The organism is Sphingomonas sp. ASV193, assembly GCF_040203355.1.
Lineage (GTDB): Bacteria > Pseudomonadota > Alphaproteobacteria > Sphingomonadales > Sphingomonadaceae > Sphingomicrobium.
In genome coordinates, this window is record NZ_JBEHBW010000002.1 from 144,218 (window position 1) to 167,909 (window position 23,692).

The 23,692-nt window shown below is 70.1% G+C and carries 20 protein-coding genes and 1 tRNA gene; 8 read left to right on the top strand and 13 right to left on the bottom strand.

The features are described 5' to 3' along the window. Positions 1–27 precede the first annotated feature (27 nt). Entirely contained in the window at positions 28–906 is an 879-nt protein-coding gene (locus ABDK56_RS04610) for an N-acetylmuramoyl-L-alanine amidase family protein (protein WP_349806965.1), read from the bottom strand. Between the two features lie 391 nt (positions 907–1,297). Between ABDK56_RS04610 and ABDK56_RS04615 the strand changes: the two genes are divergently transcribed. From ABDK56_RS04615 to ABDK56_RS04630, 4 genes are all read left to right on the top strand, one after another. Beyond that, a complete protein-coding gene (locus tag ABDK56_RS04615) occupies positions 1,298–3,922 on the top strand; it encodes an Rne/Rng family ribonuclease (RefSeq protein WP_349806966.1) in 2,625 nt (874 codons plus the stop codon). A gap of 94 nt (positions 3,923–4,016) precedes the next feature. Continuing rightward, a complete protein-coding gene (locus tag ABDK56_RS04620) occupies positions 4,017–5,387 on the top strand; it encodes a M48 family metalloprotease (RefSeq protein WP_349806967.1) in 1,371 nt (456 codons plus the stop codon). Then, positions 5,384–6,112: a DsbA family protein gene (locus tag ABDK56_RS04625; RefSeq protein WP_349806968.1), complete on the top strand. Its 729-nt coding sequence runs from the start codon at positions 5,384–5,386 to the stop codon at positions 6,110–6,112. Before ABDK56_RS04620 ends, ABDK56_RS04625 begins: the two co-directional genes overlap by 4 nt. Position 6,113: 1 nt before the next feature. Further along, positions 6,114–7,367, top strand: a complete 1,254-nt coding sequence (locus tag ABDK56_RS04630) for an O-antigen ligase family protein (RefSeq protein ID WP_349806969.1) — start codon at positions 6,114–6,116, stop codon at positions 7,365–7,367. Here ABDK56_RS04630 and ABDK56_RS04635 read toward each other — a convergent pair. From ABDK56_RS04635 to ABDK56_RS04645, 3 genes are read right to left on the bottom strand one after another with little or no spacing between them, the layout of a single operon-like run. Then, on the bottom strand, positions 7,310–8,326 hold the full coding sequence (locus ABDK56_RS04635; RefSeq protein ID WP_349806970.1) for an aldo/keto reductase: 1,017 nt from the start codon (positions 8,324–8,326) through the stop codon (positions 7,310–7,312). The genes ABDK56_RS04630 and ABDK56_RS04635 overlap by 58 nt on opposite strands. A 58-nt stretch (positions 8,327–8,384) precedes the next feature. Continuing rightward, on the bottom strand, positions 8,385–9,026 hold the full coding sequence (locus ABDK56_RS04640; RefSeq protein WP_502959266.1) for an RlmE family RNA methyltransferase: 642 nt from the start codon (positions 9,024–9,026) through the stop codon (positions 8,385–8,387). Beyond that, positions 9,023–10,084 carry a Ppx/GppA phosphatase family protein gene (locus ABDK56_RS04645; protein ID WP_349806971.1) on the bottom strand — a complete coding sequence of 354 codons (1,062 nt, stop codon included), beginning with the start codon at positions 10,082–10,084 and terminating at the stop codon, positions 9,023–9,025. Before ABDK56_RS04645 ends, ABDK56_RS04640 begins: the two co-directional genes overlap by 4 nt. Positions 10,085–10,237: 153 nt before the next feature. Here ABDK56_RS04645 and ABDK56_RS04650 point away from each other — a divergent pair. Continuing rightward, positions 10,238–10,311 (top strand) — tRNA-Gln (locus tag ABDK56_RS04650). A gap of 74 nt (positions 10,312–10,385) precedes the next feature. Then, positions 10,386–12,623, top strand: coding sequence for a putative bifunctional diguanylate cyclase/phosphodiesterase (locus tag ABDK56_RS04655; RefSeq protein ID WP_349806972.1), 2,238 nt, complete (start codon positions 10,386–10,388; stop codon positions 12,621–12,623). A 17-nt stretch (positions 12,624–12,640) separates the two neighbouring features. Here the strand turns inward: ABDK56_RS04655 and ABDK56_RS04660 are convergent, their stop codons facing one another. Then, positions 12,641–13,135, bottom strand: a complete 495-nt coding sequence (locus ABDK56_RS04660; protein ID WP_349806973.1) for a response regulator — start codon at positions 13,133–13,135, stop codon at positions 12,641–12,643. A 152-nt stretch (positions 13,136–13,287) separates the two neighbouring features. Beyond that, positions 13,288–13,875: a cell wall hydrolase gene (locus ABDK56_RS04665; protein ID WP_349806974.1), complete on the bottom strand. Its 588-nt coding sequence runs from the start codon at positions 13,873–13,875 to the stop codon at positions 13,288–13,290. A 329-nt stretch (positions 13,876–14,204) separates the two neighbouring features. On the opposite strand from ABDK56_RS04665, the gene ABDK56_RS04670 reads away from it, so the two are divergent. Further along, positions 14,205–14,612, top strand: coding sequence for an EVE domain-containing protein (locus ABDK56_RS04670; protein ID WP_349806975.1), 408 nt, complete (start codon positions 14,205–14,207; stop codon positions 14,610–14,612). 5 nt (positions 14,613–14,617) lie between these two features. On the opposite strand, the gene ABDK56_RS04675 is transcribed toward ABDK56_RS04670, so the two are convergent. The 5 genes from ABDK56_RS04675 to ABDK56_RS04695 all read right to left on the bottom strand — a co-directional run bounded on the left by ABDK56_RS04675 (position 14,618) and on the right by ABDK56_RS04695 (position 20,936). Further along, positions 14,618–14,746 (bottom strand): hypothetical protein, encoded by a 129-nt coding sequence (locus tag ABDK56_RS04675; protein ID WP_349806976.1) that lies wholly within the window; start codon positions 14,744–14,746, stop codon positions 14,618–14,620. 67 nt (positions 14,747–14,813) lie between these two features. Continuing rightward, a complete protein-coding gene (locus ABDK56_RS04680) occupies positions 14,814–16,721 on the bottom strand; it encodes a TIR domain-containing protein (protein WP_349806977.1) in 1,908 nt (635 codons plus the stop codon). Between the two features lie 52 nt (positions 16,722–16,773). Further along, on the bottom strand, positions 16,774–18,465 hold the full coding sequence (locus ABDK56_RS04685; protein WP_349806978.1) for a DEAD/DEAH box helicase: 1,692 nt from the start codon (positions 18,463–18,465) through the stop codon (positions 16,774–16,776). 159 nt (positions 18,466–18,624) lie between these two features. After that, complete coding sequence (gene typA / locus ABDK56_RS04690) at positions 18,625–20,442, bottom strand: translational GTPase TypA (protein ID WP_349806979.1); 1,818 nt, start codon at positions 20,440–20,442, stop codon at positions 18,625–18,627. Between the two features lie 80 nt (positions 20,443–20,522). Further along, positions 20,523–20,936: a MarR family winged helix-turn-helix transcriptional regulator gene (locus tag ABDK56_RS04695; protein WP_349806980.1), complete on the bottom strand. Its 414-nt coding sequence runs from the start codon at positions 20,934–20,936 to the stop codon at positions 20,523–20,525. A 98-nt stretch (positions 20,937–21,034) separates the two neighbouring features. Between ABDK56_RS04695 and ABDK56_RS04700 the strand changes: the two genes are divergently transcribed. Continuing rightward, positions 21,035–22,210 (top strand): MFS transporter, encoded by a 1,176-nt coding sequence (locus ABDK56_RS04700; protein WP_349806981.1) that lies wholly within the window; start codon positions 21,035–21,037, stop codon positions 22,208–22,210. Here the strand turns inward: ABDK56_RS04700 and ABDK56_RS04705 are convergent. Together ABDK56_RS04705 and ABDK56_RS04710 are read right to left on the bottom strand one after the other, a co-directional pair. Further along, positions 22,207–22,989 carry a hypothetical protein gene (locus tag ABDK56_RS04705; protein ID WP_349806982.1) on the bottom strand — a complete coding sequence of 261 codons (783 nt, stop codon included), beginning with the start codon at positions 22,987–22,989 and terminating at the stop codon, positions 22,207–22,209. The genes ABDK56_RS04700 and ABDK56_RS04705 overlap by 4 nt on opposite strands. Positions 22,990–23,130: 141 nt before the next feature. Beyond that, positions 23,131–23,685 carry a cytochrome b gene (locus ABDK56_RS04710; RefSeq protein WP_349806983.1) on the bottom strand — a complete coding sequence of 185 codons (555 nt, stop codon included), beginning with the start codon at positions 23,683–23,685 and terminating at the stop codon, positions 23,131–23,133. Positions 23,686–23,692: the final 7 nt, after the last annotated feature.

Below are 23,692 nucleotides of genomic sequence, written 5' to 3' on the forward strand. Positions count from 1 at the left end.
GGGTGCGGGGCGGCGGCGGAAGGGCTTCTAGCGCGCGGTCCGGGTCGCGACGTCGGCCTCGATCGCGCTGGCCAGCGCGCGGATCAGCGGGGCGCGCCCTTCCGGGCTCGACAGCCGCTTCTCGTCGTCGACGTTGCTGACATAGCCCGCCTCGACCAGCAATGCGGGAACCTCGGTACGGCGAAGCACGTGGAAAGCGGCGAACTGGTGCGGGCGCGGACGAAGCTGGACCCCCGCGGCGCGCGCGACGACGCGCTCGGCAAAGGCGGCGGACTGTTCCATCTGGTCGCGCAGCGCGACGTCGGCGAGCAGCGCGCGGACCGAGCCGTCTCTGTCGCTCGACAGCGCGGCGCTGCCGTTCTCGACCCCCGCGAACCGCGCCGCCTCGGCGCTGGAGGCGACGTCGCTTAGCGAATAGACGGTCACTCCCTGCGCCAGCGGATTGGGCGCCGAATCCATGTGGATCGACACGAACAGGCCGGCGCCGAGCTGGCGCGCGATCGCGGCGCGTTCCTCGAGCGTCAGGTAGCGATCGTCGTCGCGGGTCAGCGCGACCCGCACCCGCCCATCGGCGACCAGCCGGTCGCGAAGCTCGCGCGCGGCGGCGAGGGTCAAATCCTTTTCGTGGACCGCGCCCGACACCCCGGTCGCGCCCGGGTCGCGCCCGCCATGGCCGGGGTCGATCACGACGATCGGGCGGCCTGGCACCTTCGACTGGCTGATCGTGATCCCGGCCATCACCCGCGGCAGGTCGACCCGCACGCGCCCGTCGCGTGCCTCGCCGACCAGCGCGTCGTCAGCCCCGGCAGTGCCCGGCGCCGCCGGGCGCAGCAGCAGCGCCGCCGCGGCGAGCGCGACGAGGCCGGCCCCTGCCCCGGTAGCGATCAGGATTGAACGACGCTCCACCCGTCGCCATCTTCGTCGCAGGTCGGCCCCTCGTCAAACCCCCGCGAACATCGTCGCGTCAGCGATGTTGCTAAGCGGGGGGTGGCGGTGCTAGGCCCGCCTATCGCCCCGGTTTGCCGGGACGCCAGCCGCGACCGGCCATGCCGGACCAGCGCGGCATCGCAAGGTTGACGCTGCATGATTTCGAAGGACGTGATTTTCCACTCGCTCTATAAGCGGGTCGGCGCGTCCCTGGGCCATCCGGCCCTGGCCAGCTTGGCACGCAATGACGCAGCAAAGACATATTCCACCCCATCCGCCCGCCTCACCGCCGCCGAATCGGCGTTGACCTCGGGCCATTTCGCGCGCCGCCGGCCAAAGTCGGCCGCCGCGCGCGAGCGGAGAACATTCAATGTCCATGCGCATGCTGATCGATGCGCGCCACCCGGAAGAAACCCGGGTCGCGGTCGCCAAGGGTAACCGGATCGAGGAATTCGATTTCGAGTCCGCCGAGCACAAGCAGCTCAAGGGAAATATCTATCTCGCCAAGGTGACTCGCGTGGAGCCCTCGCTCCAGGCGGCGTTCATCGAATATGGCGGAAACCGGCACGGCTTCCTCGCCTTCTCGGAAATCCACCCCGACTATTACCAGATCCCCAAGGCCGATCGCGACGCGCTGCTGCGCGAAGAGGCCGAGCATGCCGCCGAGGAAGAGCGGCTGCGCGCCGAGGCCGACGATTATGGCGACGACGGCCATGACGACGCGCACGACGATGCGGGCGACGATCATGGCGAGGACGGCGGCGACGTCGCCGCCGACGCGACCGAGGTCGGCACGGGCTCGTCGCGCTCGCCGGTCGACGAAAGCGCCGCCGACGAGCTTCGCAAGAAGCGCCAGGCGCTTCGCCGGCGCTACAAGATCCAGGACGTGATCCAGCGCCGCCAGGTCCTCTTGGTCCAGGTCGTCAAGGAAGAGCGCGGCAACAAGGGCGCGGCGCTGACCACCTATCTCAGCCTCGCCGGCCGCTATTGCGTGCTGATGCCCAACACCAGCCACGGCGGCGGCATTTCGCGCAAGATCTCGAACGGCGCCGACCGCAAGCGGCTAAAGCAGATGATGAGCGATCTGAACCTGCCGCAGACGATGGGGCTGATCGTTCGCACCGCCGGGCTCGAGCGGACCAAGACCGAGATCAAGCGCGACTTCGACTATCTCGCGCGCCTGTGGGACGAGATCCGCGAAAAGACGCTGTCCTCGTCGGCCCCGGCGCTGATCTATCGCGACAGCGACCTGGTCAAGCGCGCGATCCGCGACCTTTACAACAAGGACATCGACGAGGTGATCGTCGAGGGCGAGAACGGCTACAAGGCGGCGCGCGGCTTCATGAAGCTGTTGATGCCGAGCCACGTGAAGAAGGTCCGCCATTACGACGACGCGACCCCGATCTTCCAGCGCTACGGGGTCGAGGACCAGCTCAACGCGATGTACCAGCCGGTCGTCCAGCTGAAGAGCGGCGGCTATCTCGTCATCAACCCGACCGAGGCGCTCGTCTCGATCGACATCAACTCGGGCCGCTCGACCCGCGAGCACAACATCGAGCAGACCGCCTTCGCCACCAACGTCGAGGCGGCGCACGAAATCGCCCGCCAGCTCAGGCTGCGCGACATGGCCGGGCTGGTGGTGATCGACTTCATCGACATGGAGCAGAACAGTCACAACCGGAAGGTCGAGAAGGCGATGAAGGACGCCCTCAAGAACGACCGGGCGCGGATCCAGGTCGGGCGCATTTCCAGCTTCGGGCTGATGGAGATGAGCCGCCAGCGGCTTCGCACCGGGGTGCTCGAGGCGTCGACCAAGGCCTGCCCGCACTGCGAGGGCACCGGGCTGATGCGCACCGCTTCGTCGGCGGGCCTGTCGGCGCTTCGCATCCTCGAGGAGGAAGCGGCGCGCGGACGCGGCGACCGGCTGATCCTGCGCGCCGGGCGCGAGGCGGCGATCTACGTGCTTAACAAGAAGCGCGCCGAACTCGCCGAGATCGAGGCGCGCTATGGCGTCACCATCGAAATCGTCATCGACGAGGCGCTCGAAGGCGCGCGGATGAACGTCGATTCGACCGGCAACCGGCCGATCCCGCGTGAGCGGATCGCCGCGCCGATCGTCGAGGAAGACGAAGACGACGTCGTCGAGGAGATCGACGAAGAGGACGACGAGGACGACGCCGACGGCGGCGAGCGCGGCGACTCGCGCCGTGGCGACAGCGACGACCAGGGCGGTCGCAAGCGGCGGCGGCGGCGTCGCGGCGGGCGCGGCCGGCGTAATCGCGACGAGCGTGGCGAGGAGGGCGAGGCCGCCGATCATGGCGGGTCGTTCGAGGCGCAGGCCGACGGCGACACCGACGATGCCGAAGAGGGCCAGATCGAGCCGCGCGACGCGGATGATCGCGGGGATGACGGCGAAGAGCGGAGCCGCTCGCGTCGCGGTCGTCGCGGCGGTCGCGGGCGGCGCGGGCGCGGATCGCAGGGCGATCTGGCCGATTCGAGCGAGGGCGACGCCCCGGTCGCCGACACGCCGATGGTCGACCTTCCGGTGAGCGAGGAAGCGCCCGTCGCCGAAACGCAGGCCGGGACCGAAGCAGAGGCCGATGCCGAAGCCGAGGCGAAGCCGAAGACCCGGCGCCGGCCCCGCGCCCGCGCGGCGGCGGAGGCCGAGGCGCCCGCGCTCGACGCGCCCGTCGCGGAGGAAGCGCCGGCCAAGCCCAAGCGCAGCCGCGCGCGCAAGGTCGCCGCGCCGGTCGCTGCCGAGCCGGAGATCGCCGAGCCGACGCCCGTCGACGCCCCGGCGGCGGAGACGGCCCCGGTCGAGGCCCCGGCCAAGCCGAAGCGGTCGCGCGCCAAGAAGGTCGTCGACGAAGCTCCGACGACCGCGACCGAACCCGCGCCGAGCGAGACACCGGAACCCGATCCCGCCCCTGCCCCCGAGGCCGAGGCCGAGGAGGGCGAGCCGCGCCGCGGCTGGTGGCAGCGAACCTTCGGCTGATCGTGACTAGGCCGACGATGCGCGGCGATCCCGGCCCACGCGGCCGGGCTCGCGCTCATCGTCGGTTCAGCCGCATCGCGCGACAGGCGGGGCGATGAGAACCGCCGTCCGCCGCTTCGCCCGCTGCGCCATGGTGGCGCTGACCCTCGTCTTCGCCGCCGCGCAGCCCGCCGCCGCGCAGGACGCGCTGCGCGACAGCGAGACCGAGAAGCTGTTCCACGACATGGCCGCGCCGCTGATCGCGGCGGCGGGGATGGACCCCAAGAACGTCCAGATCATCCTGCTCAACGACCCCGAGGTGAACGCCTTCACCGCCGGCGGACAGGTGGTCTATGTCAACAGCGGGCTGATCGAAGCCGCCGACAACGCCAACCAGGTGCAGGGCGTGCTGGCGCACGAGCTCGGCCACGTCGCCGGCGGCCACGCGATCCGCATCGGCGAGGGCGAGAAATCGGCGAGCCGGATCTCGATCCTGTCGCTGCTGCTCGGCGCGGCGGCGATCGCGGCGGGCGCGGGCGATGCCGGCATGGGCATCATGGCGCTCGGCCAGACCGCGGCGCAGAGCAATTTCCTGTCCTACACCCGCAGCCAAGAGGCGACCGCCGACGCCGCCGGGGCGACCTACCTGTCGAAGGCGGGGATCAGCGGCAGGGGGATGCTCGACTTCTTCAAGAAGCTGCAGAACCTCGAATATCGCCTCGCCATCCCGCAGGACAGCGACCAGACCTATGGCCGAACCCACCCGCTGTCGGCCGACCGTATCGCCGCGCTCGACCAGAAGCTCGAGCACGACCCGGCGTGGAACCGGCCGAGCGACCCCGCGATCGAGGCGCGGTTCCAGCGGGTGAAGGGCAAGCTGACCGGCTATCTCGAGCCCAAGACCGCAGTCCAGAAATATCCCGAGAGCGACCAGAGCGCCGCCGCCCATTACGCGCGGGCCTATGCCTATCACCAGGGCTCCTATCCGCAAAAGGCGCAGATGGAGGCGCAGGCGCTGCTGAGGCTCGCCCCAGAGGACCCCTATTACAACGAGCTTTACGGCCAGATCCTCCTCGAAGGCGGGCACCCGGCGGACGCGATCGCCCCGCTGCGGCTCGCCGTCGCGAAGGCGCCCGACCAGCCGATGATCGCGGTGATGCTCGGCCATGCGCTGATCGCGACCGAGGATCCGAAGAATTTCGCCGAGGCCAAGGCGGTGGTGAAGGCGGCGGTCAATCGCGACAACGACAATCCGTTCGCCTGGTACGTGCTCGGGTCGATCTACGACCATGACGGCGACCAGCCGCGCGCCTCGCTCGCCTATGCCGAGCAGAGCAAGCTCGAGGGCGATACCAAGAAGGCGCTCGGCGCGGCCAAGACGGCGATGGCCGGGCTGAAGGCCGGGACGCCGGACTATCTTCGCGCGCAGGACATCGCCATGGTGGCCGAGGCCGAATTGAAAAAGAAGAAAAAGGGCAAGTCGTGACGGTCGAAACAGGGGGGAACGGGTCGCGCGGCGGGACGTCGCTGGTCGCGGCGATCGTCGGCGGGCTCGTCGGAGCGGGCGCGGTGGTCGGGCTGCTGCTCGGTGCGCCGCAACTGGTCGGCACCAAGCTCGTGCGATCGGCGCTGATGGCGCATCCCGAAATGCTGATCGAGGTCGGCGATTCGCTTCGCGACCGGCAATATGCGCCGACGCTCGCCGCGTGGCGCTCGCGGATCGAGACGCCTTTCTATTCGTCGTGGGAAGGCGCGACCAAGCCCGACGTGACGTTGACCTATTTCTACGATTACGCCTGCGGCTACTGCCGCCGGTCGAACCCCGACATCGCCCGGCTGCTCAGCGAGGACAAGGGTCTGCGCGTGGTCTATCGCGAGCTTCCGATCCTCGGGCCGAACAGCCTCGCCGCCGCCAAGGTGTCGCTGGCCGCGGCCAAGGCGGGCCGGTTCGCCGCCTTCCACGACGCGCTGTTCGGCACCGACAGCCCGAGCGAGGCGAACATCGCCGCCGCCGCCGCCAAGGTCGGCGTGTCCCCCGCCGCCGACAGCATCACCCCCGACGAGGACGCCGAGCTGCGCCAGAATTTCGAGTTCGCCCGCGCGGTCAGCGCGACCGGCACCCCGCTGTTCGTGGTCGGCAACCGGGTGATCAACGCGGCGGTCGGCTACGACGGGCTGAAAGCAGCGATCGCGGCGGCGCGGAAAGGCTGACGTGCTCGCCAGCGCGCGGGTCGCGTTCCTCGCGCTCATCGTGTCGCTGGCGGTGCCGCGACTCGGCATCCCCTATGCCGGGGCGACGCTTAGCCTCACCGAGGCGCTGTTCACGGTGGCGGCGGGGTGCTGGGTCGCGGCGCTGCTGCGCGGCGAGACGCGGCTGAAGGTCGAACCTGGCGACCTGCCGATCCTCGGCTATGTCGGCCTACTCCTCGTCGCGACGGTCGCGGCCGGCACGCTCGTTCCCGAACGGATCGCGATCCTCGGCTATTCGGCGGCGCTGGCGCTGCTCGCCAGCCGGCTCGCGGCGGGACAGGTCGAGCGCGCCGCGCGGCGGTGGCTGTGGGCGAGCGCGATCCCGGCGGGGGTCGGTGTGCTCGCGCTCGCGCTGTTCGTCTTCGGCATCCGGCTCGACTATGCGCTCCACCCGTTCGGGACGCTGGCGCCCGGCCCCTATCCCCGGCTCCAGTCGACCTTCGCCTTCCCGGCGATGCTCTGCACCTATCTGACGGTGTCGGTGTTGCTGCTGCTCCACGCGCGCCGCGCGGGCTGGATCGGCCGTGGGAAGTTCCTTACGATTGGCGGAGCGAGCGCGATCACCGCGCTGTACTGCCTGACGCCGGGGCTCGGCGGGCTCGCGCTGGCGATCGGCGGCTGGCTGACGCTGAGCGACGGGCGATCGCGCTGGTGGCTGGCAGGCGGCGCGGCCGCGCTGGCCGGGTCGGTCGTGGCGGCGGCGCTGACCCCGGTCGCGCACCCGTCGGCGCACTGGTCGATCGAGATGCTGGGCCATCCGTTCTATCCCGCGGTTCGCTGGCTGGCGTGGAGCGACGCGCTGCGCCTGTGGGCCGCGCATCCGCTGGTCGGGACGGGGCTGACCGGGGGGCCGGTATCGGTCGACTATCTCGATCCCGGCGGCGCGTGGCACAATGTCACCGACGCGCATGATGTTTACCTCAATATCGCGGCGCAGACCGGGCTGGTCGGCCTTGCCGGGCTGGCGCTGCTGATCGGCTGGGTGACGGTGTCGCTGCGCGGGAACGGCCTCGGCGCGACGCTCGCGCTCGCCTGGCTCGCGGCGTTCGCCGCCGAAGGGCTGACCGGCTCGTATGAGGATGCCCGCCACTTGTGGGTGCTGTTGGGCCTAGTCGCCGCGGCGCGCCGTTCTGATCGTCTGGCCGACCAACCGTCCGGTCAGGCGTCGGAGCGGGTCGCCTCGCGCCCGACCATCGCCAGCTGCGCCGGAGCGTAGCGCTCGCCCGCCGCGACGAGGCGCGATGCGCCTTCGTCGAGCTTGGCGAGATCGCCTGGCGACAGGTCGAGCGCGGTCGCGGCGATATTCTCGTCCAGCCGCGACGCCTTGGTCGTCCCCGGGATCGGCACGATCCACGGCCGCCGCGCGAGCAGCCACGCCAGCGCCACCTGCGCGGGGGTCGCGCCCTCGTCCTGCGCGACCGAGCGAAGCAGCTCGACGAACGCCTGATTTTGCGCCAGCGCGTCGGGCTGGAAGCGGGGGATGTTGGCGCGGAAGTCGCCCTCCCCGAGCGCCTGGCCGCTGGGGAACGCCCCGGTGAGAAAGCCGCGGCCGAGCGGGCTGTAGGGCACGAGCCCGATCCCCAGTTCGTCGCAGGCGGCGAGCGTGCCGTTGGTCTCGACCTCGCGCCACCACAGCGAATATTCGTTCTGCACCGCGGTCACCGGTTGTTCGGCATGGGCCCGGCGGAGCGTGTCGACGCCCGGCTCGCTAAGCCCGAAAAAGCGCACCTTGCCCGCCGCGATCAGTGCCTTGACCGTCCCCGCGACCTCTTCGATCGGCACGTCGGGGTCGACCCGGTGCTGGTAGAGCAGGTCGATGGTCTCGACCCCGAGCCGCTTCAGCGACCCGTCGACCGCCGCGCGGATTCGCTCGGGACGGCTGTTGACCCCGGGCAATTGTTTCCCGTCGACGTCGAAATTGAAGCCGAACTTGGTCGCGATCACGACCCGGTCGCGGACCGGGCGGAGCGCCTCGCCGACGACCTCCTCATTTACGAACGGGCCGTAAACCTCGGCGGTGTCGAACAGGCTGACCCCGCGGTCGACCGCGCCGCGAAGGAGCGCGATGCCGTCGTCCCTGCCCAGCGCGGTCCCGTAGGCGGTGCTGATCCCCATGCAGCCGAGGCCGATCGCCGACACGACGGGGCCGTCGCGGCCGAGTTTGCGGGTGTGCATCGCTTGTTGCTCCTTGTCCGACCGCTCTAACGCGCGACGAGGCGGAAGGAGGCGCGGCCTAGCCCTTGAAGCCCTGCGCGACGACATACCATTCGCTCGAGCCCTTGCGGCTGGCGGGGGGCTTGGCGTGCTTGACCGTGGTGAAGCGGCGCTTGAGCTCGGCGACGAGGTTATTGTCGGCGCCGCCGGCCAGCACCTTGGCGACATAGGCGCCGCCCGGGCGAAGGATCTCGGCGGCGAACATCATCCCCGCCTCGACCAGCGCCATCGTCCGCAGGTGATCAGTCTGCGGGTGGCCGACGGTGTTGGCGGCCATGTCGCTGAGCACGAGGTCGGCGTGCGGCGCGCCGAGCGCCTCGCGCAGCCGGTCGGGCGCGGCATCGTCCATGAAGTCCATCTGCAGGATCGCGACCCCGTCGAGCGGGTCGGTCGGCAGCAGGTCGATCCCCGCCACCTTCGCCGCGGGCACACGCTTTCGCACCACCTGGCTCCAGCCCCCGGGGGCGATGCCGAGGTCGACCACCGCCTTGACGCCTTTCAACAGGTCGAACTTCTCGTCGAGCTCGATCAGCTTGTAGGCGGCGCGGCTGCGATAGCCCTCGGCCTTCGCCCGCTTGACGTAAGGGTCGGCGAGCTGGCGCTCGAGCCACTTGGTCGAGCTGACCTTGCGCCCCTTGGCCGACCGCAGCCGCTCGGTCACAGCGCATATCCGTCGCGCGCCATCAGCGAGCGCAAGATGCCCTCGCGGATGCCGCGGTCGGCGACCCCCAGCTTTTCGGCGGGCCAGATGTCGAGGATCGCCTCGAGGATCGCGCAGCCCGCGACGACGAGGTCGGCACGGTCGCTGCCGATGCACGGCAGCCCGGCCCGGCCGCTGAAGTCCATCTCGGCGATCATCGTCGAGATCCGCCGCATGTCCGCGACCGGGACGCTCAGCCCGTCGACCGCGCGCCGGTCGTAGGCGGGAAGCGCGAGGTGGACGCTCGCCAGCGTCGTCACCGTCCCCGAGGTGCCGAGCAGGCCGACGTTGGCCTTTTCCTCGGGCAGCATCTCGACGAACCGGGCGAAGCTGCGGCGGACGCGTTCGCGCATCCGCTCGTAGGCGCGCACCCGGTCGGGGCCCTCGAGCGCCTCGCGTCCCTCGCTCTCGGTCAGCGAGACGACGCCCCACGGCGCCGACCACCATGCACGGATCCGCGGCGCCGCTTCGCCCTCGCCCGGTTCGACCAGCACCAGCTCGGTCGACCCGCCGCCGATATCGAAGATCAGCGCGGGACCGCCGCCGGGTTCGAGCAGCTTGTGGCAGCCGAGCACCGCCAGCCGGGCCTCCTCGGCGGGAGGGATGATTTCGAGCACCACCCCGGTCTCGCGCTTCACCCGCTCGATGAACTCGCGCCCGTTGGCGGCGCGGCGGCACGCCTCAGTCGCGACCGAGCGCGACAGGCTGACGTTGCGGCGGACGAGCTTGTCGGCGCAGATCGCGAGCGCGCCAACCGCCCGGTCCATCGCTTCCTTGCTGAGTTGGCCCGACAGCGCGAGGCCCTCGCCCAGCCGGACGACGCGCGAAAAGGCGTCGATCACGACGAAGCCGTTGAAGACGGGTCGCGCGATCAGCAGCCGGCAATTGTTGGTGCCGAGGTCGAGCGCGGCATAGGTATGGCGATGCGCGGTCGGGCGGTGCCGATCATGGCCTCCCGGGGAGGCGGCCGGGCCGACGGAACGAGCCGGCGGCGGCGGCGTGGCGGCAGACTGCGCCATGGCCGAACCCATTTCTATCCTTCGCCGCCGGAAATGATTTGCCGGACGGCTGACTTGGCTTCGACATAACGCCAATCGCCGCCGATGCGCAACCGTCGGCGCCAAGCGTTGACTTGGCCGGGCGGTCTTCCTAAGGCCCCCACCGGCGACGATTGCCCGATCGTCTAATGGTAAGACTACGGACTCTGACTCCGTCAATCGTGGTTCGAATCCACGTCGGGCATCCAATTTTCCTGCCGCCCGCCGCCGACCGCGCGGCCAAGTGGAAATGTTAAGCTCCTCTCGCTAAGCCACGACGGCGATGAGTTTGCAGACCGTATCCGGGTTGAGCAGCGACGAGGCGGCGCGGGTCGAGGCCCTGCGCGCGTCGGGCTTGCTCGACGCCGAAAGCGGCGGGGCGTTCGCGCCGCTGGTCGACCTTGCCGCGCGGCTGCTGTCGGCGCCGGTCGCCTATGTCTGCCTGGTCGGCGCCGACCGGGTGATCTTCAAGGCCTCGATCGGGCTCGAACAGAGCGAGATGCCGCGCGACTGGTCGGTTACCGAGCATGCGGTGGCGGCGGGCGGGCTGATGGTCATCGAGGACACCGCCGCCGACCCGCGGACCCGCGATCATCCGCTGGTCGTCGGCGGGGGCATTCGCGCCTATCTCGGTACCGTGCTCCGCCTGCCCGGCGGGCATGTCGCGGGCGCGCTCACCATCCTCGACCGGCGGCCCCGCACCTTCTCCGCCGAGGAGATCGCGACGATCGTCGACCTGGGGCGGATGGCCGAGGCATTGCTCAAGGCGCAGCAGCAGTCGGTCGCGCTCGCCGAGACCGCCGACGACGCGCGGCGGGCGCACGAAGCCGGCGCGCTGGTCACCCGCTACCTCGAACAGGCCGAACAGGTCGGCAAGATCGGCCACTGGTGGCTCGACGGCGACAACCGGCTCCACTTTTCGAAGCAGACCTACGCGCTCTACGAACTGCCGGCCGAGACGCCGGTCGACGTCGACCACGCGCTTTCCTTTTACGAGCCCGACGACGGGGTCCGCGCCCGCGCGCTGATGGTCGAGGCGTTCAAGGTGTGCGGCGACTTCGACTATGAAGCGACGATGTATACCGCCAACGGCGTTCGTCGGCGGATCCGCGCGCTCGGCCACGCCCGCCCCGACAGCCAGGGCCGCCCGTGCATTTTCGGGGTCGTGCAGGACATCAGCGACGAGAGCGCGCAGCGCGACCAGTTGCGCTGGGCGGCGACCCACGACCCATTGACCGGGATCCTCAACCGCCGCGCCTTTTACGAGGAAGGCGCGGTCCGCGCCGCCGATCCCGAGCGCAAGCTGTTCTGCGCGCTCATCGACCTCGACCACCTCAAGCTGATCAACGATATTTTCGGCCACGCGGCGGGCGACCATGCGCTCCGCACCGCCGCCGAGCGAATGGCCGAGGCGTTTCCCGACGCGCTCGTCGCGCGGATCGGCGGCGACGAATTCGGGATGCTGGTCGACGGCGAGGAAGAGGCGGTGAAGGCGCGGCTCGACACGCTCGTCGAATCGCTCCGCCAGCCGCGCGATTCGGCGTTCGGCGTGCTGACGCTGGGGGCGACGATCGGGCTCAGCCGGGTCCGCGCCGACCGCTCGCTGGTGGCGGCCGAGCAGCGCGCCGATGCCGCGCTCTACCATGGCAAGCAGAGCGAACGCGGCTCGGTGGTGCGCAACCGCTTGGCGATCGAACGGCGCGCGACCGCCCGCATGGAGCAGAGCGCGCGGCTGCGCGATTCGCTTCACGACGGCAGCGTGCGGACCTTTTTCCAGCCGATCGTCGACCTTCGCGAGGGCCATGTCGTCGGGGCCGAGGCGCTGATCCGCCTGTGCCACGGGACCGAGGTCGTCCCGGCCGAACAGTTCGCGCTCGGGCTCGGCGACAGCCGGCTCGCGGCGCGGGTGTTCGACCGGGTAATGACCGACACGGTCGCGATGCTCGAGAGCTGCCCCGGGCTCGAGGCGATCAGCGTCAACGTCGCGCCGAGCGACCTGATGGCGACGGGCTTCGCCGACGCGCTGTTCGACCGGCTGCGGAATGCGGGGATCGGCGCCGACCGGCTGGTGATCGAGATCACCGAGAGCACGCTGTTGCTGGGCGAGCAGGCGCGGGTGCGAACGGTGCTCGAGCGTCTCCGGATGGCGGGCGTGGGAATCGCGCTCGACGATTTCGGAACGGGCTATTCGAGCCTTAGCCACGTCAGCGACTTCCCGATCACCCGGCTGAAGATCGACAAGCGCTTCGTCCACCGGATGGCGAGCCACCCGCGCGAGCGGGCGGTGACGCTGGCGATCATCCACCTCGCCCGCCAGCTCGGGCTCGAACTGGTCGCCGAGGGGATCGAGGACGATACCAGCCGCGCGGTGCTCGCCAGCGCGGGCTGCGCGATGGGCCAGGGCTTCTTCTGGTCGCCCGCGATCGACGACCTGCCCGCCTTCCTCGCCGCGCACCCGCGGGCGGGGGTGCCGGCGCGAAAACCGTTCGAACCGAAGCTGGTAGGATCAGGCGAAGGCTGAGCCCGCCCCGCACGGGCCTAATGCTGCGTGCCGGCGATCCAATGTTCGAGCCGCGTCTTGAGCGACGGCTTTGACGGGATGAACCCCGGTTCCTCCGGCGCTGCCTCGCCGTCGGCCTGGTCGTAAAGCGTCAGGTTGACCGGAAGCTTGGGGCGGAGCGATTCACGCCCGCGCATCATGTCCTCGGCGGCCGCAAGGCTGCGGTGGATGTCCTCGGCGGTGAACGGCTTCATCAGGCAGCCGAGCGCGAGGTCGGGCATCGGGAAGTCGGGCGCGCGCCCGGTGATGAAGAAGCAGGGAATGCCGCTGTCGCCCATCCGCACCGCGACCGAGAAACCGGTGGTGCCGCGCGCAAGGTGAAGATCGACCAGCGCGAGGTCGGGCGTCTCGCGCTCGGCCACCTCGACCGCGCTTTCGAGGTCGTCGGCGATCCCGACGACGCGATAGCGCGGGTTGTCCTCGACCAGATATTTGAGCGTCGTCGCGAGCTGCCGGTCATCCTCGACGATCAATATTCGCAGCACAGGTCGCGTCTCCCCGTGACAATTATCCTTGTCTTAGAACGGGATGCTGACCGACTTCGATCGGCACGCGAATCCCCCGTCATACGGGTTAACGCCAGTCCGCCCGCTTTCGGCGACGAACCGAGTCGAAGCGAGCGGAACTAGGCGCGGTAGAAGATGTGCGCGCCGATCTGCTCGACCTTGACCAGCTGGTTGCGCCAGCGCGGCGCGACATAGTTGGCGTGATACCACAGCACGTCGGCGGGCAGTTCGACCGCGAGGTTCTTCTGCGCGATCCGGGCGATTGCGCGGGCACGGCGCCATGCCTCGCACGCCGGGTCGATCCACGGAAAGGCGCCGTTGCGAACGAAGCTGAACTGGGCGCGCTGCTTTACCACCCCGCACCAGTCGGCGGGGAAGCGGCCCGAGCGGGCGCGGTTGATGACGACGTTGGCGACCGCGAGCTGGCCCTGGAGCGGCTCCCCGCGGCTTTCGAAATAGACCGCGGTAGCGAGGCACTGCGCCTGGTCGTCGAGCGCGTCCTCGCCGCTGTTGCTCGCGACGAGCTGGTCGAGGTCGGGCGCGACCGCCTGCTGGACCGCGGCGACGACCGGCTGGACCAGCGGCTGGATGTAAGGCTGGACGGACCCCGGCGCGACCATCTGCGCGGTCGCCGACGACCCCGCCAGCGCAAGCAAAAGCGTCCCCGCCACGGCCGACGCGCGGCCGGCTCCCAAAATGCTGATCAACCTGTATCTCTTCTCTGGCGGCTGGTCGGGAACGCGGCCGTCATCGCCCTGCGATGACGTGCCACGCTCCCGAACCATCCGTCTTGCCCACGAACCGGCGGCCCCCACGCTGCGCCGGATCTCTCGCTAAAAAACTTCGTGAGGGCGATTTACGAATTGCTGCGGCGCAAACAAGGAAACGGCGATGAACCGGGGTCGATCTGCGATAAATGTGGGAACAGATTGAAAAACATCGATAATTTTTACGCAATTTAACGGTTCACCGGGCTGGGCACTCGCTTCGTCGTTCCGCCCTTGTTAGGTCGCGGCGAATCGAACGGAGGAATGACATGGCCTATTGGCTGCTGCGGTCGGAGCCCGACGTGTTTGGCTGGGACGACCTCGTGCGCGACGGCGCGACCGAGTGGGACGGGGTGCGCAACTACACCGCGCGCAATTTCCTCAAGGAGATGAAGCCCGGCGACGAGGCATTCTTCTACCACTCGAACAAGCAGAAGGCGGTGGTGGCGAGGATGCGCATCACCCGCGCGTGGCAACCCGACGGCGCCGACGGACAGTGGGCGAGCGTCCGGGTCGAGCCCGGCGAGGCGCTCAAGCGCCCGGTGACGCTGGCCGAGATCAAGGCGAGCAAGCCACTCGCGGCGATGGAGATGCTTCGCCAGTCGCGGCTAAGCGTCACTCCGGTCAGGGCCGGGGAATGGCAGGCGATCCTCGCTTTGGCCGACACCCCGGCCTGACGCGGTTATTTGGCGCGGGTGTTGGGGTCCCCGTCGATCGCCGAGTTGCGGGTCACGCCCTTGCGGGTGTTGGGATCGCCATCGACGATGCCCTGCGGCTGACCCTGCTGGTCCTTGTCCTTGTCCTTGCCCATGATCCGTCCCTTCCCAAACAACCTCGGACTTATGCCACTTTTCGCGGGTCCGGGCGAGTCGCCCGGTTCACCCGCGGAATTCGCGCGCGAAGGCGACGAAGCGCGGGTCGCCGCGAAGCGGGTCGAGCAGCGGGTCGGTCGCGAGGAAGTGGAGCCCGGTGTCGCCGACCGCGCGGGCGCGCGCGAGCGCGGCGATCGCTTCGTCGGGTCGGCCGAGCGCGGTCAACACCTCGGCCTGCTGGTAGGCCGCCGCGTCGCCCGACTGGGCGACCAGCTGTTCGAAGCTCCGCGTCGCCGCCGCCTTGTCCCCCGACCGCGCCTGCGCGATGGCGAGGCCCGACAGGCGGAACATCGGTTGCGGCTCGGCCGCGAACGCCTTCATCGCCTCGCCCGCTCGCCCGAGCCCGAGCAGGCAGAAGCCCTGGAGCGCGTGGACGTAAGTAATCGCCGGGTTGAGCGCGAGCGCGCGCCCCAGCGGGCCGAGCGCGTCGGCGTAGCGGCGCGCGGCATAGGCGACCGACCCCTGCGCGCGGAAGGCGCGGGCGTTGAGCGGGTCGAGCAGCACCGCGCGCGCCGCCGCCTGCGCCGCCTCCCCCGGCCTTCCCGTGCGCCCGCAATAAAGCGCGAAGAGCAGCGCTACGTCGGCGTCGCCCTTGCCCAGCGCGTAAGCACGGTCGTAGGCCGGGCGCGCGGCGGGGGCGTCGAGCCTGCCGTTGTAAATGGCGAAGCCGAGCGCGAGCTGGGCCTCGGCGAGCCCGGGGGCGATGCCGACCGCCTTTTCGGCCGCCGCGATCGCCTGTTCGTAGAAGGGCTTCATGTCGGGACCGACCGCATATTCGTTGGCCCAGGCGGCGAGCGAGCGCGACTTGGCCGCCCAGGCGAGCGCGAACCGGGGATCGGCGGCGAGCGCGAGCTCGTAATAGTCGAGCGCCCGCTTGTCCGACGCCTGGTCCTTGGCGAGGTCGAACAGCGCCTTGCCGCGGGTATAGGCGAGATAGGCGTCGGCGTTGCGCGTGCCGCCGGGGGCCGCCTCGCGCACCGCGATCTGGACCGACATCGCCTCGGCCACTCGCCCAGCGATCTCGCTCTCGACCGCGAAGATGTCGTCGAGCCCGCGGTCGAAGCTCTGCGTCCAGCGCGAGAAGCCGGTCGCGCCGTCGCTCAGCTCGGTGACGATCCGCACCCGGTTTCCTGCGCGCTGCACCGACCCGGCGAGCACCCAAGCGACATTGAGCAGGTGGCCGATCGACTTGGCGTCGGCCGATTGCTCGGCGGCCTTGGCGCTCGAGGTCGCGGCGAGCACCTGGAGCTCGGGCAGGCGGGTCAACGCGACTCGCACCTGCTCGGTCAGCCCGTCGGCAAGGAAGCGCTGGTCGGGCGCGCCGCCGAGATCGCGGAAGGGCACCACCGCCAGGCTCGGCGGCGGGTCGGCGCCGAACCAGCCCTCGCGATTGGCGAGCCAGGCACCCCCGCCGAGCAGTGCGACCCCCGCCGCCGCGCCGCCCAAGAGCACGCCGCGGCGCGACGCGCGCCGGTCGGCGACGAACGGCGCCGCGGTGGCGCTTGGCACCTGGCCCGCGATCACTGCGGCGATCGCGCGTTCGACCGCGGCGATCCTCTTGTCGCGCCGCCCGCGCCACTGGCTGAGGTCAATCTGCTGATATTGGCGAAAACCGAGCGGCGGAAGCGTGCCGTCGAGGCTCAGCGGGACCAGCCGGTGCCGGTCACGCCCGCGCGCGGCCTCGTCGCGGACCCAATCAGACTTGGCCGAGGCGGCCGACCACAGGACGACCACCACGTCAGCGGTCTCTAGCGCCTGTTCGATCGAGGTGGCGAAGGCCGCCCCGCCCTCGATCAGCGCGTCCCACCACAGCTGGTAGCCCGCCGACGTCAACACGTTCGCCAGTCGCCGCGCGCGCGCCTCGTCGGCGTGCGCGTAACTCAGGAACAGGATCGGCTTGCGCCCCTCGGTCATCGGCCCCCTTCCGAGCGGGCAGACTATCGCGGGGGCGGGCGAAAGGCGAGGCCTAGCGCTTCGGTCCCCGGCCCGGACGCTTGACCGGCGGGCGATTGGTCATCGGGTGCGGGCGCGGGCGGTGCTGGACGGGAGTGCCGGGGACCGGCGGCCCGGGCGTGCCCTCGATCATCAGCCCCTCGTCCTCGGGCGCAATCACCGCGCGCGACAGCGCCTTGCGGAAGGCCGGAAGCGCGCGCGCCGACACTTCGAAATAGCTTTCGCTCGCGGCGATGCGGATCGCGCCGATGTCCTGCCGGGTGACATGGCCGTAGCGGCAGATCAGCGGCAGCAGCCAGCGCGGGTCGGCGCGGTGGCGGCGCCCGGCGTTGATCCGGAACCAGCCCGCGCCCTCGAACCCGGCGCGCGGCCCCGCGTCCTGTGCCCGCTCGCGCGGCCCGGCGGCGAGAATGTCCTCGGGCGCGGGCAGGTCGGTGCGCAGCGCGCGGACCAGCGCGGCGGCAATCTCGGGTGGGGTCAGCGTCGCCATCAGCTGCTCGGCGAAGGCGCGGTCGTCCTCGTCCATCTCGACCGGCTCGGTCAGCTGCTCCATCAGCCGCGCGCGGTCGCGCCCGCGGATTTCCTCGGGCTGGGGCGGCTCGATCCAGTCGGCGGCGACCTTGGCCTGGCGAAGCAGCCCCTCGACGTTGCGACGGCGGCGGAACGGCACGATCAGCACCGCGGTCCCCTTGCGCCCCGCGCGCCCGGTCCGGCCCGAACGGTGCTGCAGCGCCTCGATGTCGCGCGGCAGCTCGACATGGATCACCAGCCCGACCGAGGGAAGGTCGATCCCGCGCGCGGCGACGTCGGTCGCGACGCAAACCCGCGCCCGTCCGTCGCGCAGCGCCTGGAGCGCGTTGTTGCGTTCGGACTGGCTATGCTCGCCCGACAATGCGACGACCTGAAAGCCGCGTTCGGTCAGACTGGCGTGGAGCCGGCGCACGGCCTCGCGCGTCGCGCAGAACAGGATCGCGGTCTCGGCCTCGTGGAAGCGGAGCAGGTTGACCACGGCATGTTCGATGTCGGTCGGGTTCACGCTGACGCACTGGTAGGCGATGTCGGCGTGCGCCTCGCCCTGCGCGACCGTCTCGATCCGCAGCGAATCCTTCTGGTAGCGCTTGGCCAGCGCCTGGATCGGGCGGGGCATGGTCGCCGAGAAGAGAAGCGTGCGGCGAGTGTCGGGGGTGGCGTCGAGGATTTCCTCGAGCTCCTCGCGGAAACCCATGTCGAGCATCTCGTCGGCCTCGTCGAGCACGACCACGCGCAATTCGCTGAGGTCGAGCGCGCCGCGTTCGAGATGGTCGCGAAGCCGCCCCGGCGTGCCAACGACGAGATGCGCCCCGCCGTGAAGCGCGCGGCGCTCCTTCATCGGGTCCATCCCGCCGACGCAGGTGACGATCCGTGCCCCCGCCCCGGCGTAGAGCCATTCGAGCTCCTTTCCGACCTGGAGCGCGAGCTCGCGGGTGGGCGCGATGACGAGCCCGAGCGGCTGCTGGAGCCACGGCACGCGCTCGCCCTCGATCAGCTGGCCCGCCATCGCGAGCCCGAAGGCGACCGTCTTGCCCGACCCGGTGCGCGCCGAGACGACGAGGTCGCGACCCTCGGCCTCGGGCTCGATCACCGCCGATTGGACCGCGGTCAGCGTGGCGTAGCCGCGCGCTTCGAGCGCCTTGGCGAGGGTCGGGTGGACGGCGGGGTGGGTCATGGGTCTCGTCTTTTCTCAAAATGCGTTCGCGGCGCGGGGAGTGAATCCCCGCGCCGTCGATCGGCTCTCGTTCTACTCGGCCGTCGGCCGCGCGACCCCGTCTCTCGACGGTGCGACGCTTGCTTCGCGCCGCTTACGCACCGCTCGGCGGGGTCGCCGCTATGCGACTTCCATCTTGCGGCTCTCCCTCTTCCGCTCGTGCGGGTCGAGGTGGCGCTTGCGCAGGCGGACGACCTTGGGCGTGACTTCGACCAGCTCGTCGTTCTGGATGTAGGCGATCGCCTGTTCGAGGCTCATCTTGCGCGGCGGGGTGAGGCGGATGCCCTCGTCCTTGCCCGACGCGCGGAAGTTGGTGAGCTGCTTCGACTTCTGGGCGTTGACCTCGAGATCGTGCGGCTTGGCGCTCTCGCCAATGATCATGCCCTGGTAGAGCATGTCGCCGGGCGAGACGAACAGCACGCCGCGCTCTTCCAGCGCGTTGAGCGCGTAGGCGACCGCGGCCCCCTGCTCCATCGAGATCAGCGCGCCGTTGGCGCGGCCGTCGATCTTGCCCTTGTAGGGGCCGTACTTCTCGAACAGCCGGTTCATGATGCCGGTGCCGCGCGTGTCCGACAGGAACTCGCCGTGGTAGCCGATCAGCCCGCGCGACGGCGCGCTGAAGGTCAGCCGGGTCTTGCCGCCGCCCGACGGGCGCATGTCGGTCATCTCGGCCTTGCGCATCGCCATCTTGTCGATGACCGTGCCCGAAAATTCGTCGTCGACGTCGACCACGACGGTCTCGTACGGCTCCTCGCGGCCGTCGGGGCCTTCGCGGAACAGCACGCGCGGACGGCTGATCGACAGTTCGAAGCCCTCGCGACGAAGCGTTTCGATCAGCACGCCGAGCTGGAGCTCGCCGCGGCCCGAGACTTCGAACGCCTCGCCGCCCGCGGTCTCGTTGACGCGGATCGCGACGTTACCCTCAGCCTCGCGCTCGAGCCGGTCGCGGATGACGCGGCTTTGCACCTTGTCGCCGTCCTTGCCCGCGAACGGGCTGTCGTTGACCGCGAAGGTCATGCTGAGCGTCGGCGGATCGATCTCACGCGCATGCAAGGGTTCGCTGATCTGCGGGGTGCCGATGGTGTTCGACACGGTCGCCTTCATCAGCCCGGCGATCGCGACGATGTCGCCCGCCTTGGCCTGCTCGACCGGCACGCGCTCGAGCCCCTGGAAAGCGAACAGCTTGGTCACGCGGCCGTCCTCGACGACCTTGCCGTTGACGTCCATCGCGCGGATCGGGTCGTTGATGTTGAGCGTGCCGCTCTCGATCCGCCCGGTCAGGATCCGCCCGAGGAAATTGTCGCGGTCGAGCAGCGTCGCGAGCATCTTGAACTCGGCGTCGGTGTCGAGGCCCGGTGCGGGCACGTGGCTGACGATCGTTTCGAACAGCGGGGTGAGGTCGCCCTCGCGCACCGTGTCCTCGCGCCCGGCATAGCCCGCGCGGCCCGAGGCGTAGAGCACCGGGAAATCGAGCTGCTCGTCGTTCGCCTCGAGATTGAGGAACAGCTCGAAACATTCGTCGAGCACTTCGGCGGCGCGCGCGTCGGGGCGGTCGATCTTGTTGACCACGACGATCGGCTTGAGCCCGAGGCCGAGCGCCTTGCCGGTGACGAACTTGGTCTGCGGCATCGGCCCTTCGGCGGCGTCGACCAGCAGGATGACGCCATCGACCATGCTGAGGATCCGCTCGACCTCGGCGCCGAAGTCGGCGTGGCCGGGAGTGTCGACGATGTTGATGTGCGTGCCGTTCCACTCGACCGAGGTACACTTGGCGAGAATGGTGATCCCGCGCTCCTTTTCGAGGTCGTTCGAGTCCATCGCGCGTTCCTCGACGCGCTGGTTGTCGCGGAAGGTGCCGGACTGGCGGAACAGCTGGTCGACGAGCGTGGTCTTGCCATGGTCGACGTGGGCGATGATCGCCACGTTACGAAGGGACATCGATTTTTCCTGAAAAAGGGGTTGCGCGGGCCCCTAGCGCAAATGCTGCGATGCGGCAACCGGCGTAAGGCGCCGAGACCTTACCGCGGCAGCCGCTCGAGGATTTCGAGCCCGCGTTCGAGGGCGCGAAGTTCGCTCGCGGCGAGCTTGGCGAGCTTGCCCTCAAGCTTCGCATCGCCCGCCGAGGGGCGCCCGAGCACCTGGTGCCCCTGCTCGGTGAGGCGAAGCGCGAGGCGGCGGCGATGATCGGGATCGGCCTGCCGCTCGACCAGCCCGGCACGAACCAGCGCGTCGACCGCGCGGCTGACCGCGGGCGCGCCGCGCCCGACCCGGTCGGCAACCTGGTTGAGCGTCGCGGGTTCGAGCTGGTGGACCGCTTCGAGCAGTTCGCGCTGCTGGCCGACCGCGCGCGCGGCGCCGACATCGCCGCCAAGCCGTTCGACCAGTCCCGCGAAACGCGCGGCAAGCGCCGCCGGAGAATTGTTACCCCACATGCCGGACCCCTAGCTGAAAACTTGCCGTCACGCAAATATGTTTACGCATTTTCACGCCCGCCCTTTCGCGGCGAGCGGCCCCCCGCTAGCGTCGCGCGATGCGCCAATCGCTTCCCCGCACCGTCTGGGTGCTCGGCATCGTCAGCCTGCTGATGGACCTGTCGAGCGAGATCTATCACGCGCTGCTCCCCGCCTTCCTGACCGTCACGCTCGGGCTTCCGGTCGCGGCGATGGGCGCGCTCGACGGGGTGGCCGAAGCGACCGCCAACATCGCCAAGCTCGGCAGCGGCGCGCTCAGCGACCGGCAGCGGCGGCGCAAGCCGTGGATCCTGCTCGGCTACGGCATGGCGGCGCTGTCGAAGCCGCTGTTCCCGCTCGCGACCGGGTGGATCGCAGTGCTCGGCGCGCGGTTCATCGACCGGATCGGCAAGGGCATTCGCGGCGCCCCGCGCGACGCGCTGATCGCCGACGAGACCCCGCCCGAACAGCGCGGCGCCGCCTTCGGGCTGCGCCAGTCACTCGACACCGTCGGCGCCTTTCTCGCGCCGCTAGCGGCGGTGGCGCTGATGTGGGCGTTCAGTGACGACATCCGCACCGTCTTCTGGATCGCGGTGATCCCGGCGCTGCTGTCGTTCCTGTTCCTGCTGGCGATGCTGCGCGAGCGCGAGGACAAGCCCGTGCCCGCGCCCAAGGCGCGCTGGGGCGGGCTGCGCGATCTCGACCCCGGCGTTCGGCGGCTGCTCCAGGTCGGGTTCCTGTTCGGGCTCGCGCGCTTTTCGGAAAGCTTCCTCGTCCTGCGCGCGATCGACGCGGGGGTCGCCCCGGCCTGGTCGCCGCTCGCACTCGCGGTGTTCAACCTGTCCTACGTGCTGCTCGCCTACCCCGCCGGGGCGTGGAGCGACCGGATCGCGCCGCGCCACCTGCTCGGCGCGGGAATCGTGGTGCTGGTCGTCGCCGACCTGTGGCTGGCCTGGTCGACCAGCCTGGCCGCGGTCGCCGCCGGGATCGTGCTGTGGGGCGCGCACATGGCGCTCACCCAGGGGGTATTCAGCCGGATGGTCGCCGACGCCGCCGCGCCGGAGCGGCGCGCGGTCAGCTTCGGCGCCTTTTTCTTCGTGTCGGGGGTCGCGGCGCTGCTGTCGAGCCTCGGCGCGGGGCTGATCTGGGACCGCGACGGGGCCAGCGCCACCTTTCTCGCCGGGGCGGGGCTTGCCGCGATCGCGGGCGCGATGCTCGCTCTGCTGCCCGAGGACAGCAGCGAGACGGCGCGCTAGGACGCCGGTCCGTAATCGAGCCGCACCGCTAGCGACGGGTGAAGCCCGAGCGCGTCCTCGTCCCCGCCGATCCGCGCGACATGAAGCGCCCGCATCGCCCCCGACGCGACCGCGAGGCTGATCGAGCGCGCGGCATTGCCGGGTTGCAAAAGCGCGGCGGCGATCCGCCAGAATTTCCGGTCGAGACGCTCGTCGACGAAGGCGATTCGCCGGCCGCGGGCCCGGACCGCGTCGCCTTCGTCGAGCGCGAGGTCGGCCGCCGGGCTGGTCGCGACCAGCCAGCCGAGCCGGTTGAGCAGCAAGAGCGGCGGCGAAATCGAGTCGTAGTTGCCGAGCGCGACGTGCGCGCCCTCCCCCGCCAGCGCCATTTCCGCGCGCACGCCCTGGTCGACGAAATGCGCGAGGCGGCTGAAACCCGCGAGCGTCTCGGCCTTGCAGCGCCCGTTGCGCCGCCCGCGCAACAGGGCGAGCCCGACGAAGCCGCGACCGTCCTGGAGGAACAGCGTCTGGCACCCATAGGGCATGTCGAGATCGCTCACCGCGTCGTCGTACATCTCGGTTCGGGCCTGCGTTCGGTACTGGTCGTAATGATGTTCGTGCTGGATATCGCCGACCCTCGTCGTCGAACCGACCCGCCAGTTCGCCGCGCCCCACAGCTCGGGGAGCCCGAACGTGTCGTCGATCTCGCCCTGGTCGAAGCCCGAGACGAGGTTGAGGGTTGGCAGGTCGCCGCCCAGGCAGACGAGGTTCGCGCCGCGCGAGTGAAGCGCGCTCGACACCGCGCAAAGCGCACTGCGCCACCCTTCCTCGACGAAGGGCGCGTTGAGGACCGCGAGCTCCGCTTCGCGCAGAAAGGCCCGGTCCGACGATGCGTCTTGCTGGTGTCTACGCCCGTACAGTCACAAATCCTTCGTTTACGATCAGCCGACCGGTGACATCCGCCGCTTGACCGGGCTGTCGCCGATGAACTGGTGCTTCAATGCCGCGAGGACGTGAAGCGCGAGCAGGCCGATCAGGCCCCACGCGAGCAACTCGTGCGATTCGCCGATGCCGGGGATCGGGACGACCGGGAACTTCAGACCGAACTTGAGGTCGGTCATCCCGCCGACCGCGCGTCCCGACACGGCGGCGAGGCCGGTCACCGGGAGCGCGATAATCAGGAAATAGAACAGGCGGTGGGTCCACACCGCGACCGCACGTTCCCACGTCGGCATGTCGGCCGGATAGGGTGGCGGCGGGTTCATCAGCCGGACCCCGAGCCGGGCGAGCGCGAGCAGCAGGATCGCCACGCCGATCAGCTTATGCCAAGCGAACAGGTCCATCCGCGCCGGCCCCTTGGGCATGTCGCCGAACTTCAGCCCAACGAAGATCTGGGCGATGATCAGGAACGCGCTGATCCAGTGGAGCGCGATGACGCTCGGCCGGTAGCGGACGGCCGCCTGCCCCGTGGTTTCGCTGACCATATAGTCCGACATCGAGCGC